Origin of the sequence: Streptomyces niphimycinicus (genome assembly GCF_018883605.1) — a bacterium.
Classification (GTDB): Bacteria; Actinomycetota; Actinomycetes; order Streptomycetales; family Streptomycetaceae; genus Streptomyces; species Streptomyces niphimycinicus.
This window is the reverse complement of the sequence record NZ_JAHLEM010000450.1, coordinates 1-15788: the sequence shown is the minus strand read 5'-3', so window position 1 is coordinate 15788 and position 15788 is coordinate 1. Positions and strand designations below refer to the sequence as shown.

15 protein-coding genes and 2 riboswitches are annotated in these 15788 nt (G+C 71.1%); of the genes, 11 read left to right on the top strand and 4 right to left on the bottom strand.

Annotated features, from left to right (window positions below; all coding sequences use genetic code 11):
• The 6 genes from KN815_RS32200 to KN815_RS50905 form a co-directional block, all read left to right on the top strand.
• Window positions 1-816, top strand: an 816-nt coding sequence (locus KN815_RS32200; RefSeq protein ID WP_216345387.1) for a DUF881 domain-containing protein, incomplete at its 5' end; no start/stop codon positions are given.
• Window positions 817-946: 130 nt separating this feature from the next.
• Window positions 947-1774, top strand: a complete 828-nt coding sequence (locus KN815_RS32195) for an FHA domain-containing protein (RefSeq protein WP_372458538.1) — start codon at window positions 947-949, stop codon at window positions 1772-1774.
• A gap of 19 nt (window positions 1775-1793) precedes the next feature.
• On the top strand, window positions 1794-2546 hold the full coding sequence (ftsR, locus tag KN815_RS32190) for a transcriptional regulator FtsR (protein WP_216345386.1): 753 nt from the start codon (window positions 1794-1796) through the stop codon (window positions 2544-2546).
• A gap of 52 nt (window positions 2547-2598) precedes the next feature.
• Window positions 2599-3072, top strand: a complete 474-nt coding sequence (locus KN815_RS32185) for a bifunctional nuclease family protein (RefSeq protein ID WP_014058684.1) — start codon at window positions 2599-2601, stop codon at window positions 3070-3072.
• A gap of 167 nt (window positions 3073-3239) precedes the next feature.
• Entirely contained in the window at window positions 3240-3866 is a 627-nt protein-coding gene (locus KN815_RS32180) for a MerR family transcriptional regulator (protein WP_216345385.1), read from the top strand.
• A gap of 112 nt (window positions 3867-3978) precedes the next feature.
• Entirely contained in the window at window positions 3979-6369 is a 2391-nt protein-coding gene (locus tag KN815_RS50905; protein WP_253209367.1) for a DNA polymerase IV, read from the top strand.
• On the opposite strand, the gene KN815_RS32170 is transcribed toward KN815_RS50905, so the two are convergent.
• Window positions 6345-6662 carry a PRC-barrel domain-containing protein gene (locus KN815_RS32170; protein ID WP_014058681.1) on the bottom strand — a complete coding sequence of 106 codons (318 nt, stop codon included), beginning with the start codon at window positions 6660-6662 and terminating at the stop codon, window positions 6345-6347. The genes KN815_RS50905 and KN815_RS32170 overlap by 25 nt on opposite strands.
• 124 nt (window positions 6663-6786) lie before the next feature.
• Window positions 6787-6884, top strand: a riboswitch (glycine riboswitch).
• Window position 6885: 1 nt separating this feature from the next.
• Window positions 6886-7010, top strand: a riboswitch (glycine riboswitch).
• Between the two features lie 65 nt (window positions 7011-7075).
• Between KN815_RS32170 and gcvP the strand changes: the two genes are divergently transcribed.
• A complete protein-coding gene (gene gcvP / locus KN815_RS32165; protein ID WP_216345384.1) occupies window positions 7076-9991 on the top strand; it encodes an aminomethyl-transferring glycine dehydrogenase in 2916 nt (971 codons plus the stop codon).
• A 126-nt stretch (window positions 9992-10117) separates the two neighbouring features.
• On the opposite strand, the gene KN815_RS32160 is transcribed toward gcvP, so the two are convergent.
• Window positions 10118-10324, bottom strand: a complete 207-nt coding sequence (locus KN815_RS32160; protein WP_043236576.1) for a DUF5999 family protein — start codon at window positions 10322-10324, stop codon at window positions 10118-10120.
• A gap of 265 nt (window positions 10325-10589) precedes the next feature.
• The gene (locus KN815_RS32155; RefSeq protein WP_216345383.1) at window positions 10590-11177 is read right to left on the bottom strand and encodes a hypothetical protein; all 588 of its coding nucleotides are present in this window, start codon (window positions 11175-11177) and stop codon (window positions 10590-10592) included.
• A 244-nt stretch (window positions 11178-11421) separates the two neighbouring features.
• On the opposite strand from KN815_RS32155, the gene KN815_RS32150 reads away from it, so the two are divergent.
• The 3 genes from KN815_RS32150 (at window position 11422) to KN815_RS32140 (ending at window position 14012) form a co-directional block, all read left to right on the top strand.
• Window positions 11422-11649, top strand: a complete 228-nt coding sequence (locus KN815_RS32150) for a hypothetical protein (RefSeq protein WP_216345382.1) — start codon at window positions 11422-11424, stop codon at window positions 11647-11649.
• On the top strand, window positions 11624-13126 hold the full coding sequence (locus tag KN815_RS32145; protein ID WP_216345381.1) for a glutamate-cysteine ligase family protein: 1503 nt from the start codon (window positions 11624-11626) through the stop codon (window positions 13124-13126). The genes KN815_RS32150 and KN815_RS32145 overlap by 26 nt, the downstream gene beginning before the upstream one ends.
• 145 nt (window positions 13127-13271) lie before the next feature.
• On the top strand, window positions 13272-14012 hold the full coding sequence (locus tag KN815_RS32140) for a CPBP family intramembrane glutamic endopeptidase (RefSeq protein WP_216345388.1): 741 nt from the start codon (window positions 13272-13274) through the stop codon (window positions 14010-14012).
• A gap of 27 nt (window positions 14013-14039) precedes the next feature.
• On the opposite strand, the gene KN815_RS32135 is transcribed toward KN815_RS32140, so the two are convergent.
• A complete protein-coding gene (locus KN815_RS32135) occupies window positions 14040-14864 on the bottom strand; it encodes a PhzF family phenazine biosynthesis protein (RefSeq protein WP_216345380.1) in 825 nt (274 codons plus the stop codon).
• A gap of 196 nt (window positions 14865-15060) precedes the next feature.
• Between KN815_RS32135 and KN815_RS32130 the strand changes: the two genes are divergently transcribed.
• A complete protein-coding gene (locus KN815_RS32130) occupies window positions 15061-15714 on the top strand; it encodes a PadR family transcriptional regulator (RefSeq protein ID WP_216345379.1) in 654 nt (217 codons plus the stop codon).
• Window positions 15715-15788: the final 74 nt, after the last annotated feature.

Below are 15788 nucleotides of genomic sequence, written 5' to 3'. Positions count from 1 at the left end.
GGGCCCGGGAGCGGCCCCGGAGAGCGTGTGGGGCCCGCCCCCGGCCCCGGAGACGGGCCGGGCGGGCCTGGCGCCGGGCAGAGGCCGGAAGAGGCCCAGACCGGCCGCCAGCGGCTGCTGAAGGGCGTATGGCCGCCGCGGCTGACCCGTGCGCAGCTCATCGTCGCGCTGCTGCTCTTCGGCCTCGGCCTGGGCCTCGCCATCCAGGTGCGCTCGACCAACGAGAACAGCGTGCTGCGCGGCGCCCGGCAGGAGGACCTGGTCCGGATCCTCGACGAGCTGGACTCCCGCACCCAGCGGCTCCAGGACGAGAAGCGCCGGCTGGAGAACCAGCGCACCGAGCTGGAGAACAGCTCGGACCAGGCCGAGGAGGCCCGCAAGCAGACGCTCCAGAAGGAGCAGCAGCTCGGCGTGCTCGCGGGTACGGTGGCAGCACAGGGTCCCGGCATCACGATCACGATCGACGACTCCCGGGGCTCCGTGGAGTCGGACATGCTGCTCGACACGGTGCAGGAGCTGCGCGCGGCGGGCGCCGAGGCGATCCAGATCGGCAAGGTGCGGGTGGTCGCCGGCACCTACTTCGCGGACAGCGGCGGCGCGATCCAGATCGATGGACAGAAAGTGACGCAACCGTATGTTGTGAAGGTGATCGGCAAGCCGGAAGATCTGGAGCCGGCGCTGAACATCCCCGGCGGGGTGGTGCAGAGCCTGGAGAAGGAGCAGGCCACTGTGTCCGTGCGGCGGGAGAAGAAGATCGTTGTGGATGCCTTGCGATCGGCGAAGCGGCCTGACTACGCTCGGTCGTCATCACGGTGAGGCGGTTCGAAATGAGGGTCTCTCGGGGAGACCATGTGGACGCGGGGGGTCAACGCACCAGAAGATCCGCGCGTGATGGAAACTGTCTGGTGGTCACGGACGTTGTGAGGATGTCCGGACCGTCTGGTGTGTGCATCGAGGGTTTGTCCTGCCCCACGGGCGGGTCTGTTTCAGTCAAGGGGAATCGCCCGTGAAGTTGTTCGGGAAGTTGTTCGGCAAGAGTGCCCGCCAGGATGGCGGCAGCAGCACCGCTCGCCACCGCGCCTCGCGTGCCGGGGAGGAGAGCGGCGGGGGGACCGAGGAGCGCCCTCTGTTCCGGGACCAGGTCGGCGCGCAGGGCGCGTCTGTTGACCCCTCCGCGACCGGCCCCATAGGTTTCCAGGAGCCATCGGCCGCTCAGAGTGGTGGAGGGTTCGGCTTGCCTGTCTGTCAGCGGTGCGGCCACCGGAATGCGGAGGCCAGCCGGTTCTGCTCCAATTGCGGCGCCCCGCTGCGGGGCGGCGCGCCCTCCGAGCGCGCCTCGGAGACCACCTCCACCATTTCGATCTCGGGTCTCGAGGCGTACGACTCCGAGGTGACCGGGCAGACGCCGCTGCCGTCGCTCAGCCCGGAGGCGCAGGCCGCCGTCGAGGCGCTGCCGATGGGATCGGCGCTGCTGGTGGTCCGGCGCGGGCCGAACTCGGGCAGCCGCTTCCTGCTCGACAGTGATATCACCACGGCGGGCCGTCACCCGCAGAGCGACATCTTCCTGGACGATGTGACGGTCTCCCGCCGCCATGTGGAGTTCCGGCGCGGCCAGGACGGCAGCTTCACCGTCTCGGACGTCGGCAGCCTCAACGGGACGTATCTCAACCGGGAGCAGATCGATGCGCCGGTGGTGCTGACCAGCGGCGACGAGGTGCAGATCGGTAAGTACCGGCTGGTCTTCTACCCGAGCCAGCGGGGCGTCGGCATCTGACCCGTCAGGGGAGGGGTCCATGCTTCAGACACCGTCGGGCGGTGCCGGTACCGGCACCGCCCCCACGGGCAGCCGGTCGATGAGCATCGGCACCGTGCTGAATCTGTTGCGGGACGAGTTCCCCGAGGTCACCATCTCCAAGATCCGCTTCTTGGAGTCGGAAGGTCTGGTCGAGCCGCGGCGGACGCCCTCCGGCTATCGCAAATTCAGCCGGCGGGATGTGGAGCGGCTCGGCCATATCCTCCGGATGCAGCGTGACCACTACCTGCCGCTCAAGGTCATCCGGGAGCATCTGGACGCCCTGGAGCGGGGCGAGCCGTTGCAGCTTCCTGCCGTTTCGCAGGGAGCGCGGCAGCCCGGTGTGGTCGACGGCGGTATCGGCGCGGCCGCGGACGGCCCCACGGCCGCCCGGCTGGGCCGTGCCGAGCTGCTGGCAACAGCCGAGGTCAGCGAGGTGCTGCTGGCCGAATGGGAGTCGTACGGGCTGCTCGCGCCGAGCGCGGACGGCGGGTACGACATCGAGGCGGTGACCGTCGCCCGGCTCATCGCAGAACTCGGTCGTTTCGGCCTGGAACCACGTCATCTGCGAATCATGAAAGCCTCCGCCGAGCGCGAGGCCGGAATGGTCGAGCAGGTGGTCGCTCCGCTGCGGCTGCATAGAAACCCGCAGACCAGAGCCCATGCGGAGGCCAGTGTGCGGGAGCTCGCCACGCTCTCCGTGGAGCTACACGGGGCCCTGGTGCGGTCGGCTCTGAGGGTCCAGGACCGGTGACCGACCGGGCCCCGACTATCCAAACCGGCCGGGCACGTCCTAGGGTTGCTGTGTGAACGAGCTCGACGTCGTGGGTGTCCGGGTGGAAATGCCCTCCAACCAACCGATCGTGCTCCTGCGTGAAGTGGGAGGCGACCGGTACCTCCCCATCTGGATCGGACCAGGTGAGGCGACCGCGATCGCCTTCGCTCAGCAGGGCATGGCTCCGGCGCGCCCGCTGACCCATGACCTTTTCAAGGACGTACTCGAAGCGGTCGGCCAGCAGCTCACGGAGGTCCGGATCACGGATCTGCGCGAGGGGGTCTTCTACGCGGAGCTGGTCTTCGCCAGCGGCGTGGAGGTCAGTGCCCGGCCGTCCGACGCCATAGCGCTCGCGCTGCGCACCGGAACGCCGATCTACGGCAGCGACGGCGTGCTGGACGACGCCGGTATCGCGATCCCGGACGAGCAGGAGGACGAGGTGGAGAAGTTCCGCGAGTTCCTCGACCAGATCTCGCCCGAGGACTTCGGAACCAGCAGCCAGTGAACGATATGCCGGTCCTCGCTCGCGCATTCGAGTAGCCTTTCCCGGACGAGGGACACGGGAAACCACCCTTAGGGTGATTATCACTCGGCGTGCCGAGTGTGGCGATCGTTGACGCACCCCGGGTGACTGCCTACCTTCAAGATGGCAGGTCGAGGACGGAGGTCGGCGTGAGAAGCACCGGCGACGGCACGGCAGCCGGCGGTCCGTATACGCTCCAGGGGAGCGCACCGGCCGATCCGGCGTTGAAGGCTCGGGTCGCGGCACAGGCAGCACCGCCGCGTGAGCCGGCCGCGGGGGAGACGGAGCGGGTCGGATACCGCGGACCGACCGCATGCGCGGCCGCGGGCATCACCTACCGCCAGCTCGACTACTGGGCCCGCACCGGGCTGGTGGAGCCGAGCGTCCGGCCCGCGTACGGCTCGGGCAGCCAGCGGCTCTACAGCTTCCGGGACGTGGTCGTCCTCAAGATCGTGAAGCGGCTGCTGGACACCGGCGTATCGCTTCAGAACATCCGGGCGGCGGTGACCCATCTGCGCACCCGGGAGCTCGACGACCTGGCCCAGATGACGCTGATGAGCGACGGCGCGACGGTCTACGAGTGCACCTCGCCCGATGAGGTCGTGGACCTCCTCCAGGGCGGTCAGGGTGTCTTCGGGATCGCCGTGGGCGTCGTCTGGCGGGATGTCGAGAGCGCGCTGTCCCAACTGCACGGCGAGCGGGTGGACACCGGGGAGACGCTGATCCGGCCCAACCCCACGGATGAGCTCGCGGCGCGTCGCAACCGGGCCGGTTGAGCGCTCGCCCCTTCCTCAGGCGCCGCCCGGCCCGCGAGCCGAGCGGCGCCCTGCGCCCGCCTTCGGACCGTCGTGCCGCCCATTGTCAGTGGTGTGCGGCAGCATCGTAGGTGTGAGGGGTGCGCCGACGATTCTCCATCTGGACATGGATGCCTTCTACGCCTCGGCGGAGCAGGCATCCAAGCCCAGCCTGCGCGGTAAGCCGGTGATCGTGGGGGGTCTGGGGCCGCGTGGCGTGGTCGCCACGGCCTCCTACGAGGCCCGGGTGTTCGGGGTGCACTCGGCCATGGCGATGGCCCAGGCCCGCCGCCTGTGTCCGAACGCGGCGTTCCTCATCCCCCGCTTCACCCTCTACCGCTCGGTGAGCGATGCGGTGATGACGCTCCTGCACACGCTCTCGCCCCTGGTGGAGCCGCTCAGTCTGGACGAGGCGTTCGTCGATCTGGAGGCGGGCGGCACGGAGCCCACCGTGGGGGCGGCCCGCGCGGTGGGGGAGCGGCTGCGGGCCGACATCAGGGCGGTCACCGGGCTGACCGGCTCGGTGGGGCTCGCCGGATCCAAGATGCTCGCCAAGATCGCTTCGGAGCAGGCCAAGCCCGATGGCCTGGTGGTCATCGACCCCGGGACGGAGCGTGAGCTGCTCGGCCCCATGTCGGTGCGGACCCTCCCGGGTGTCGGCCCCGCTACCGCGGAGACGCTGCGCCGGGCCGGGATCCACACCGTGGCCGAGACGCGGGAGGCGGGCGAGGCCGAGCTGGTGCGGCTGCTGGGCCGGGCCCACGGCGCATCGCTGTTCCTGATGGCCGAGGGCCGGGACGAGCGGCCCGTCGTCGCCGAGCGGGACGCCAAGTCCATCTCGGTGGAGGACACCTTCGACGTCGACCTCACCGACCGCACCCGGGTGCAGTTGGAGATCGCACGGCTCGCCGACCGCTGTGTACGGCGGCTGCGCGAGGCGGGCCGCTCGGGGCGGACGGTCGTGATCAAGGTGCGGCGGTACGACTTCTCCACGCTGACCCGTTCGGAGACCCTGCGCGGGCCGACCGACGATCCCGGGGTGGTGCGGGAGGCCGCGGCGCGGCTGATCGACGGTGTGGACACCACGGCGGGTGTGCGGCTGCTGGGGGTCGGGGTCAGCGGGCTGGCGGACTTCACCCAGGAGGATCTCTTCGCGCAGGCGGCGCAGGCGGCGCAGGCCGCACAGGCCGCACAGGCCGCACAAGCGGCCCATGAGGCGCTGGGGGACGCCCGGAGCGCGCCGGGCCCCGAGAGGCCGGAGTCTGTGGCAGAGGGCGCGGGAGAGGCTCCTGAGGACGCTGGGAAGCCGCGACGCTGGATGCCGGGCTCCGATGTGCGGCACGCCGAGTACGGGGCGGGCTGGGTGCAGGGGAGCGGGGTGGGCCGGGTGACCGTGCGCTTCGAGGAGCCGTGGTCGCGGCCGGGGCGGGTGCGGACGTTCGCCGTAGACGACCCGGCCCTGGAACCCGCCGAACCACTGCCCCTGCTACGACCTGACGAGGACGGGACCTCGGGCGTGGACGTGGTCCCGGACGACGCCGCGAGCCCGGACGCGGGCGGGGCTCCGGACGTGGACGGGGCAGTGGACGTGGACTCGGGCCCGGACGCGCATCTGGCCCCGAACGCGGCCGTGAACCCGGTCGCGGGGGAGGTCGCGGGATCGGTCCCGGAGGACGTCGCGAGCCCGCGCCTGGACGTGGCCGGGGAGGCGGTCACGAACCCGGACTTGGGCCCGGAGAAGGACCATGAGCCCACCGTGAGCCCGGACCCCGATGTGGTCCGGGAGGGGTTCACGGACCCGGGTCTGGGCTTCGAGGAGGCCGCGGGCCCGGGCGTAGCCCGGGAGGCGGTTTCGGAACGGGAGCCGGACCTGGACGCAGTCCCGGAGGACGTCGCGGGGTCGGTCCCGGACGTGGCCGGGGAGGCGGTCGCGATCCCGGACCTGGACGTGGTCCCGGAGGAGGTCGCGGGCTCGGACGCGGGCGGGGCTCCGGACGTGGGCCCGGGACCGGACGAGGACTTGGACTCAGCCGTGGGGGAGGCCGCGGGCTCGATCCCGGCGGACGCCGCGGGCCTGGGCGCCGACGTGGTCTCGGAGGCGGTTTTGGATCGGGCCCCGGACGGGGCCACGGGCCGGGAGGGGACAACGGGCCTGAGCCCGGGGGAGCCCATAGCCCCGGATCCAGAGCGGACCGAGGGCCCGGATGATCTGGCCGCGAGACAGGGCGGCCAGGCCGCGGGCGTGGATGGACAGCCCCCGCGACCGGGCGGCGCACCCGAGCGGGGGCAGGCCCGGGGCCGTGAGCAGGGCCGGGCCCCAGGCCAGATGCAGGGCCGCGGCCCGGGCCACGGCCAGCTCCCGGGTCACGGCGAGGTCCCGGGTCGCGGGCAGGCACCGGGGCACGAGCAGGCCCCGGCCCACACGCAAGCCCCGCCCCCCGGCCGCATGCAGGGCCATTCTCAGCCGGTGACGTCCAGTCCGTAGTGGTGGTAGAGCTGCAACTCCTGCTCGGGGGAGAGGTGGCGGCCGACGCCGAAGTCGGGGGCGTCCTTGATCAGCGCCCGGTCGTACGGCACCCGCAGGGTGTCGCCGACGACCTCGCTCGGTTCGAGCGGTACGAAGACGTCCCGGCTGAACAGCCCGGTGCGTACCGCCGCCCATTCGGGCTCGCCGGTCGCGTCGTCGAGATAGACCTCGTCCACGGTGCCGATCTTGGAGCCCTCGCGGTCGAATGCCTTGCGGCCGATCAGGGTCCGCGGGTCGATATCGGTCTGCACGCTCTCTCCCACTGGTGGCAATTGGCCATTGATACCTACAAAAAGCCACATCGCCGCGCTCGGCCACTCGAACGCCGGCGACCGTCCCCCACGGTAGAACCGCTGGTACGCTGACTGTGGCTGCAAACCCCGCGCGGGAGAGTCCTCCGCCGACGCTGTCGGAGGCGCCGAAGGAGCAAACCCTCCCCGGAATCTCTCAGGCACACGTACCGTGCGGGTGAGGTCACTCTGGAAAGCAGGGCGGGCTACGGGCGAGCAGAGCTCCGGAACCCCTCCTCACCGACGGTGAAAACCGGTCAGGCGGTATGTGGACCGGTGAAGCTCTCAGGTTGAGATGACAGAGGGGGAGGCCGTCCGGGCACCCGCGCCGCGGTGCCCCTCGCCGGTCGTTACAGACCAGGAGGCCCCCGCAGATGACCGCCAATCGCATCGCACTCTCCGACTTGGAACGCGGTACTCCGTTCGAGCAGCGCCATATCGGCCCCGACGGCGAGGCGCAGGCCAAGATGCTCGCCCACGTCGGTTTCGGCTCGCTGGACGAGCTGACCGAGGCCGCCGTACCGGATGTCATAAAGAGCACCAAGGCGCTGGACGCGCTGCCTCCGGCCCGCAGCGAGCCGGAGGTCATCGCCGAGCTGCGCGGACTCGCCGACCGCAACCAGGTGCTGCCGTCGATGATCGGCCTCGGCTACTACGGCACCCACACCCCGCCGGTGATCCTGCGCAATGTGCTGGAGAACCCCGCCTGGTACACCGCGTACACGCCCTATCAGCCGGAGATCTCCCAGGGCCGGCTCGAGGCCCTGCTCAACTTCCAGACGGTCGTCGCCGATCTGACCGGGCTGCCCACGGCCGGTTCCTCACTGCTGGACGAGGCCACCGCGGCCGCCGAGGCGATGGCGCTGTCGCGGCGCGTCGGCAAGGTCAAGGACGGTGTCTTCCTGGTCGACACCGACTGTCTGCCGCAGACCGTCGCGGTCCTGCGGACCCGCGCCGAGCCGACCGGTGTCGAGGTCGTCGTCGCCGATCTGGCCGAGGGCATTCCGGACGAGATCGCCGAGCGCGGGGTCTTCGGCGTGCTGGTGCAGTACCCGGGTGCCTCCGGCGTGGTGCGCGATCCGCGCCCGGTCATCGAGCGCGCCCATGAGCTGGGCGCCGTCGTCACCGTCGCCGCCGATCTGCTCGCGCTGACCCTGCTCACCTCGCCCGGTGAGCTGGGCGCGGACATCGCGGTGGGCAACAGCCAGCGATTCGGCGTCCCGATGGGCTTCGGCGGACCGCACGCCGGCTTCATGGCGGTGCGCGACGCCTACGCCCGCAGCCTTCCCGGCCGGCTGGTCGGGGTCTCCGTGGACGCCGACGGCGACAAGGCGTACCGGCTGGCGCTTCAGACCCGTGAGCAGCACATCCGCCGGGAGAAGGCCACCAGCAACATCTGCACCGCCCAGGTGCTGCTGGCCGTGATGGCCGGGATGTACGCCGTCTACCACGGCCCGGACGGGCTCGCCGCGATCGCCCGCCGCACCCACCGCTACGCCTCCGTGCTCGCCGAGGGGCTGCGGGCCGGCGGGGTCGAGGTGGTGCACGGCGCGTTCTTCGACACCCTCACCGCGCGGGTGCCGGGCCGGGCCGCCGAGGTCGTCGCCGCGGGCCGGGAGGCCGGGGTCAACCTGCGGCTGACCGACGCCGACCACGTCGGCATCGCCTGCGACGAGACCACCGCCCGTGCGCAGCTCGCCGCCGTGTGGTCCGCCTTCGGGGTGGACGGCGGAAACGGCGACGCCGCCGGGATCCCCGGCATCGACGAGCTGGACGCCGCGGCGCCGGACGCGCTGCCCGCGGCCCTGCTGCGCCACGACGGCTATCTGGCCCACCCGGTCTTCCACCAGCACCGCTCCGAGACGGCCATGCTGCGCTATCTGCGGCGGCTGGCCGACCGGGACTACGCCCTGGACCGGGGCATGATCCCGCTCGGCTCCTGCACCATGAAGCTCAACGCGACCACCGAGATGGAGCCGGTCACCTGGCCCGAGTTCGGCGCGCTGCACCCCTTCGCACCGGCCGAGCAGGCCCAGGGCTATCTGACCCTGATCCGTGAGCTGGAGGAGCGGCTGGCCGAGGTCACCGGCTATGACAAGGTCTCCTTGCAGCCGAACGCCGGATCCCAGGGCGAGCTGGCCGGACTGCTCGCGGTGCGCGCGTACCACCGGGCCAACGGGGACCCCCAGCGCACCGTCTGCCTGATCCCGTCCTCGGCGCACGGCACCAACGCCGCCAGTGCCGTGATGGCCGGTATGAAGGTCGTCGTGGTCAAGACCGGTGAGGACGGCGAGATCGACACCGGCGACCTGCGCGCCAAGATCGAGAAGCATGGTGCCGAACTGGCCGTGCTGATGGTCACCTACCCCTCCACCCACGGAGTGTTCGAGGGGCACATCACCGAGATCTGCGCGGCCGTGCATGACGCGGGCGGCCAGGTCTACGTGGACGGCGCCAACCTCAACGCGCTGGTCGGGCTCGCCGAGCCGGGCCGGTTCGGCGGCGATGTCTCGCATCTGAACCTGCACAAGACCTTCTGCATCCCGCACGGCGGCGGCGGCCCCGGCGTCGGCCCGGTCGCGGTGCGCGAGCACCTGGCGCCCTACCTCCCCAACCATCCGCTCCAGCCCGCCGCGGGCCCGGCCACCGGCGTCGGCCCGGTCTCGGCCGCACCGTGGGGCTCGGCGGGGATCCTGCCGATCTCCTGGGCGTACATCCGGCTGATGGGCGCCGAGGGGCTGCGCCGCGCCACCCAGGTCGCGGTGCTCGGCGCCAACTATGTCGCCAAGCGTCTCGAGCCGCACTACCCGGTGCTCTACACCGGCCCCGGCGGCCTGGTGGCCCATGAGTGCATCGTGGATCTGCGGCCGCTGACGAAGGCCACCGGCGTGACGGTCGACGATGTGGCCAAGCGCCTGATCGACTACGGCTTCCACGCGCCCACGATGTCGTTCCCGGTCGCGGGGACGCTGATGATCGAGCCGACCGAGAGCGAGGATCTGGCGGAGCTGGATCGGTTCTGCCAGGCGATGATCGCCATCCGGGCCGAGATCGAGAAGGTCGGCTCCGGCGAGTGGGCCAAGGAGGACAACCCGCTGCGGAACGCCCCGCATACGGCGGCGTCGCTGACCGGGGAGTGGGACCGCCCGTACTCCCGGGAGGAAGCGGTCTTCCCGGCCGGGGTCTCGGCGGCCGACAAGTACTGGCCGCCGGTGCGGCGGATCGACGGGGCCTACGGGGACCGTAACCTCGTCTGCTCCTGCCCGCCGCTGGAGTCCTACGAGAGCTGAGGGGTTTCCCCTCGGCAAATGCGGCAAACGCGTCAATGGGGCCGGTGCGGCGGATACGCCGGGCCGGCCCCTGCGGGTACGTGCCGTCGACGGTGGATCAGACCGTGGTGACGGCGTGTGCGGCGGTCAGGCCGCGGTGACGATGTGCTCGGAACCCCGCGGCCGGCACGGTGCGATGACGCGCCCGTCCGGCAGCAGCTCACCGGTGTCCTCGAAGAGCAGGACGCCATTGCACAGCAGGCTCCATCCCTGCTCCGGATGGTGCGCCACCAGATGGGCGGCCTCCCGGTCGGCGGAGTCGGCTGACGGGCAGGGTGGTTGATGCTGGCACATGACAGGGTTCTTTCGCTGCGGAGTGGTGAATGTCCTGCGGCTCGCTGCGGCGTTCATGGCCGCCCCCCGTAGTTTTGAGTCGGTCGATTGCTCCAGTGTTGCCCTGCGGCCTGGAATCCGCAGGGATTTCGCGGTACCGGTCTCGCTAGATAATGACGCATCACCCGTCCGGACGGTTCATCGCCGCAGGACTGTTACGAGGATGCTGCGGAGCGCCCCGTGACCCGGCGGTCACGGGGCGCTCCCAACCTGATGGAGGCCCAGGTCAGGCGGGTGAGCCAAGCAAGGGAGCCCGGGTGAGCCGATGGGTGAGAACCGGCAGCAGATCGGTTGCGCGATGCGCCCGGTGGGGCGCGATCCCCGGTGGTGCCGGGGCGAGCGGCACCAACAGGTCCCCCGCGCCGAGGCCGCCTTCGGCGCCGGATGCCGTCAGGTCGCCGTGCAGCCAGAGCGTGACCATGTAGAGCTCGGGGATGGACAGCAGCCGCGGTTGGTACGCCGAGGGCAGCGACTCGGCCTGGCTCAGGGCGAGTTCGGCCGAGCGGACATAGGGGCCCTCGGAAAAGTGTGAGAAGGCCCAGCCGTCTGCGGTGAGCATCGCCTCGGCGGCGGCCACCGTACGGTCGCCGTCGCGGATCAGGAAGCGCCAGCCGGTGAGCCGGGTGCTCGGCGGACCGTCGGCGGTGGTGATGTCGTCCAGGACATGGACGGGGAGCGGGAGTTCGGGTTCGAAGGGGCCGGTGAGCGTGGAGAGTACCGGGGTGCGGGCCTCGCGGACGGCGGTGGGGGAGTCAAGGGCCGTGAGGACGCTGCGCAGGGCGGGCGCGGGGGCCTGGGGCACATGCAGCGGCATGGTGGGTCGCCTCTCGCTTGGAGACACGGTGAAGCGATAGCGGGCCGGGTTTGGGCGGCGCTGTCGGTGGAACACGGGTCAGAGGGGAACCGGAACAGACCGTTCGGGCCTTATCTCTCTGCCTCGTTAGCCGAGTTTATACGACAAGTGTTCCCGTTGTGTTTCATCTAGCCGCTGCCCGCATTGCCGACAAGAGGTTATCCAGACCGCGGGAAGGCGGGGATTTTCCCCGATTCTGTGCTAGATGAACGGATATGACCTGGCATTTTGCGGCCGGCGCGGTAGGCTGGAACTCGCCGGTCCCATTTTCCGGCGCAATGAGCAGTTCCGGAGAGCCTACTGGCTGGGTGAGGATCGCGGGGCGTTATCGATCACATTGGTGGGCATCATCGAGCGTGGTGTGCAGACGGCTGGCACCGATGATCCACTCGAGGAGGGACGCTTCGATGGGGGACAAGCTCATAGCCGGTGAGTTCGACCCGTCCGGCCGGCGACGGCAGCGCGTCTGGTTGCGGCAGTGCCTCGACGGACTGGGCCGGCTCCTGGCCGACAAGCGATTCGACCGCCCGAGGAATCTGATGGGGCTGGAGATCGAGCTGAATCTCGCCGGGGCCGACGGACTACCGAGGATGATGAACGCGGAGGTTCTGGAGCGCATCGGGAGTCATGATTTCCAGACCGAACTCGGGCAGTGCAATCTTGAAGTAAACATCGTGCCCCACCGTTTGCGCGGACGCGTTCTCGATCAGCTCTCGGAAGAGCTCCGAACCGGTTTGTCATATGCCGATCGCAAGGCGCGGGAAGTGTCCTCCGAGATCGTGATGATCGGAATTCTGCCGACCCTCGCCGCGGACGATCTGGGATCCACGAGCCTCTCCTATGACGACCGTTACAAACTCCTCAACGAGCAGATGCTGGCCGCCCGCGGCGAGGATTTCCTCATCGACATCGAGGGCCGTGAGCGGTTCACCTACGCCAGCGCCTCCATCGCCCCCGAGGCGGCCTGCACTTCCGTCCAGCTCCATCTTCAGGTCACCCCGGGGCGCTTCGCGGACGCGTGGAACGCGGCGCAGGCGGTGGCCGCCGTCCAGATCGCCATGGGCGCCAACTCCCCCTTCGTCTTCGGCCATGAGGCATGGCGCGAATCCCGGCCGCCGCTGTTCCTCCAGGCCACCGATGTGCGTCCGCCGGAGATCGCCGCACAGGGGGCGCGCCCGCGCACCTGGTTCGGCGAGCGCTGGATCGACTCCGCCTACGAGCTGTTCGAGGAGAACCTGCGCTATTTTCCGCCGCTGCTCTCTACCGGCGAGGACGAGGACCCGTTGCGAGTGCTGGACGAGGGCGGGGTGCCCGAGCTCCAGGAACTGGCGCTGCACAACGGCACGATCTACCGCTGGAACCGGCCCGTCTACGACGTCGTGGACGGTGTGCCGCATCTGCGCGTGGAGAACCGCGTGCTCCCGGCGGGGCCCACCGTCACCGATGTCATCGCCAACGCCGCCTTCTACTACGGACTGGTCAGGGCGCTCGCCGAGGAGTCCCGCCCGGTGTGGACCAGGCTGCCGTTCGCGGCCGCCGCCGCCAACTTCGACGCGGCCTGCCGGCACGGCATCGACGCGGTCCTCCAGTGGCCCAAATCCGGCCGCTCGGCCTCCCTGGCCCGCACCTCCGCCGTACGGCTGGTCCGCGAGGAACTGCTGCCGCTCGCCGCCTCCGGCCTCGACTCCTGGGGCGTGGAGCCCGCCGACCGCGACCGCTACCTCGGCGTGATCGAGGAGCGCTGCAAGCTGCGGGTCAACGGAGCGTCCTGGCAGACGGCCACCTACCACCGCGCGCTGGCCGGCGGGCTGGACCGGGACGCCGCGCTCGCGGCCATGACCCGCCGCTACTGCGCCCTGATGCGGACCGACGCACCGGTGCACACCTGGCCCACCGATCTCTCCGGGTGACGCCCACACCGTCGGCCATGACACCGTATTGTCCGGTGAGCGGGTCGGGTGCACCCGATGAGGCGGACAAGCGGAAGTGGGGACAGGAGTGCGGTCACAGGCGCGGGGCGCGGATGCCCCGGTCGAGGGCGGGCTCTCGCGGCGGATGCTGCGCAATGAGACGCTGCTCGTGCTGGCGCTGTCCCTCGGCGCGAGCGGGCTGTCCGCACTGATCAGCTTTATCGGCTCGGTGACCAGACCGGGCGGGCTCAAGGACCAGACGGCCAATCTCAACTCCTCCGCAGCGCCGGGGCGGCCCTGGCTGGATCTCGCCTGGCAGCTCTTCGGCATCTCGACCGCGCTGGTGCCGGTCGCGCTCGTGGCCCACCTGCTGCTGCGCGAGGGCACCGGGCTGCGGGCGATCGGCTTCGACCGCGACCGGCCGCGGTTCGACCTGGCCTGGGGCGCCACGGTCGCGGCCGCGATCGGCGGCACCGGGCTGCTGTTGTATCTGGGGGCGCGGGCGGCCGGGGGCAATCTGACGGTGGTGCCCGAGTCGCTGCCCGATGTGTGGTGGAAGATCCCCGTACTGATCGCCTCCGCCGTGCAGAACGCGGTGCTGGAGGAGGTGATCGTGGTCGGCTATCTGCTGCGCAGGCTCGGGCAGTTGGGCTGGACCCCGATGGCCGCCCTGCTGGCCAGCTCGGTGCTGCGCGGCTCGTACCACCTCTACCAGGGGATCGGCGGCTTCTTCGGCAACCTGGCGATGGGCGTGATCTTCGTGCTGCTCTACCGCCGCTGGGGGCGGGTCGGGCCGCTGGTCGCCGCGCATGCGCTGATCGACATCGTGGCCTTCGTCGGCTACGCCCTGCTGGCGGGGCGGGTGGACTGGCTGCCCACGGCCTGACCCACCCGCCGCCGCGACCGAGGGGTCTCAGGCCAGCAGCTCGCCGTCGATGACGGTGACGGCGCCGCCCGTCAGCAGCGTACGGTCGCCGCGCAGCACGGTGCGGACCAGGCCGGTGCGCGCGGACACCTGCAATCCGGTCAGCTCATCGCGGCCGAACCGGGCGGACCAGTAGGGCGCGAGCGCGGTGTGCGCGCTGCCGGTGACCGGGTCCTCGTCGATGCCGACGGCCGGGGCGAACATCCGCGAGACGAAGTCGTAGCCGCGCGTGGGGTCCTCGGCGGCCGCGGTCGCGATGACGCCCCGGTGGCTGATCCGCTTGAGCGCGGCGAGGTCGGGAGTCAGGGCGCGCACGGTCTTCTCGTCGGCCAGCTCGATCAGCAGATCGTCGATATGCGGGCCCGCGTGATGGGCGGACACGATCTCGGCGCCGAGGGCTCCGGCGACCTCGGCCGCCTGCTGGGAGGCCGGGAGTGCGGTCAGTGCGGCCGTGGGGAAGTCCAGCGTGATCGAGCCGGCGTCGTCGGCCGTCGCCGACAGGACCCCGCTGAGGGTGGCGAAGCGGACCGTGCCGGTCGCGGCCCCCGTGGTCTTCAGGACATGGGTGGTGGCGAGCGTGGCGTGGCCGCACATGGGCGCCTCGGTGACAGGGGTGAACCAGCGCAGCGCCCAGTCCGCCTCCGCGGCCTCGGGGAGCGGGTGGGCGAAGGCGGTCTCGGCCAGGTTGACCTCCGAGGCGACCCGCTGGAGCCAGCCGTCGTCCGGGAAGGCGTCGGTGTCGAGGAGGACGACCCCGGCCGGGTTGCCGGCGAAGGGGCGCTCGGTGAACGCGTCGACGATACGTATCCGCATAGCGCCGACCGTAGGCGGCGGGCGGCGGGGCAGCCATGGCCAATCACCCGCGGGTGGCACCTCGCGGGGAGCGGCGGTCGGGGTCGGCGGGTGCGCGCGCGGGGCGGCATCGGCGAGCCAAAGGGGTTGGCATCCGATCGGTTCCGATATATCGTTGAAGTGTCGTGATGGATCGACGATAGAAAGGAGCGTCACGATGCGTTCCCAAGGACATGGACGTGAACACCGCGGACCCGGCCACCGCGGCCGGGGTGAGGGTGAGGGGCGGCGCGCGGCATTCGGCCCGTTCGGCCCCGGTTTCGAAGGCCCCTTCGGCGGGCCCCCGTTCGGCGGCCGTGGCCGCGGCGGACCCGGTGGCCGAGGGCCGCGTGGGCGGGCGCGGCGCGGCGATGTGCGCGCCTCGATCCTGGCCCTGCTGAAGGACCGCCCGATGCACGGCTACGAGATGATTCAGGAGATCGCCGAGCGCAGCGGCGGAGCCTGGCGGCCCAGCCCCGGCTCGGTGTATCCCACGCTTCAGTTGCTCGAGGACGAGGGGCTGATCGGCAGCGAGAGCGAGGGCGGCAAGAAGCTCTTCGCGCTCACCGACACCGGCCGCACCGAGGCCGACGCGGGGCCCGCGGCCCCGTGGGAGGAGGCCGGGCGCGGTATCGACTGGGAGGCCATGCAGGAGGTCCGCCAGGCCGGCTTCGGGCTGATGGAGGCGTTCTCCCAGGTCTGGCGCACCGGCAGCGCGGAGCAGCGGCAGAAGGCCGTCTCCGTGATCAATGAGTCGCGCAAGCGGCTGTATCTCATCCTCGCCGAGCAGGACGAGGAGAAGGGCGGCACCGGGCGGGGCGGCGAGAGCTGACCCCAATCGGACGGGGGAACGGCCGCACGGGGGCGGCGGGGCGGGACGCGGGACCAGGCGCCTGCCCGGCGCTG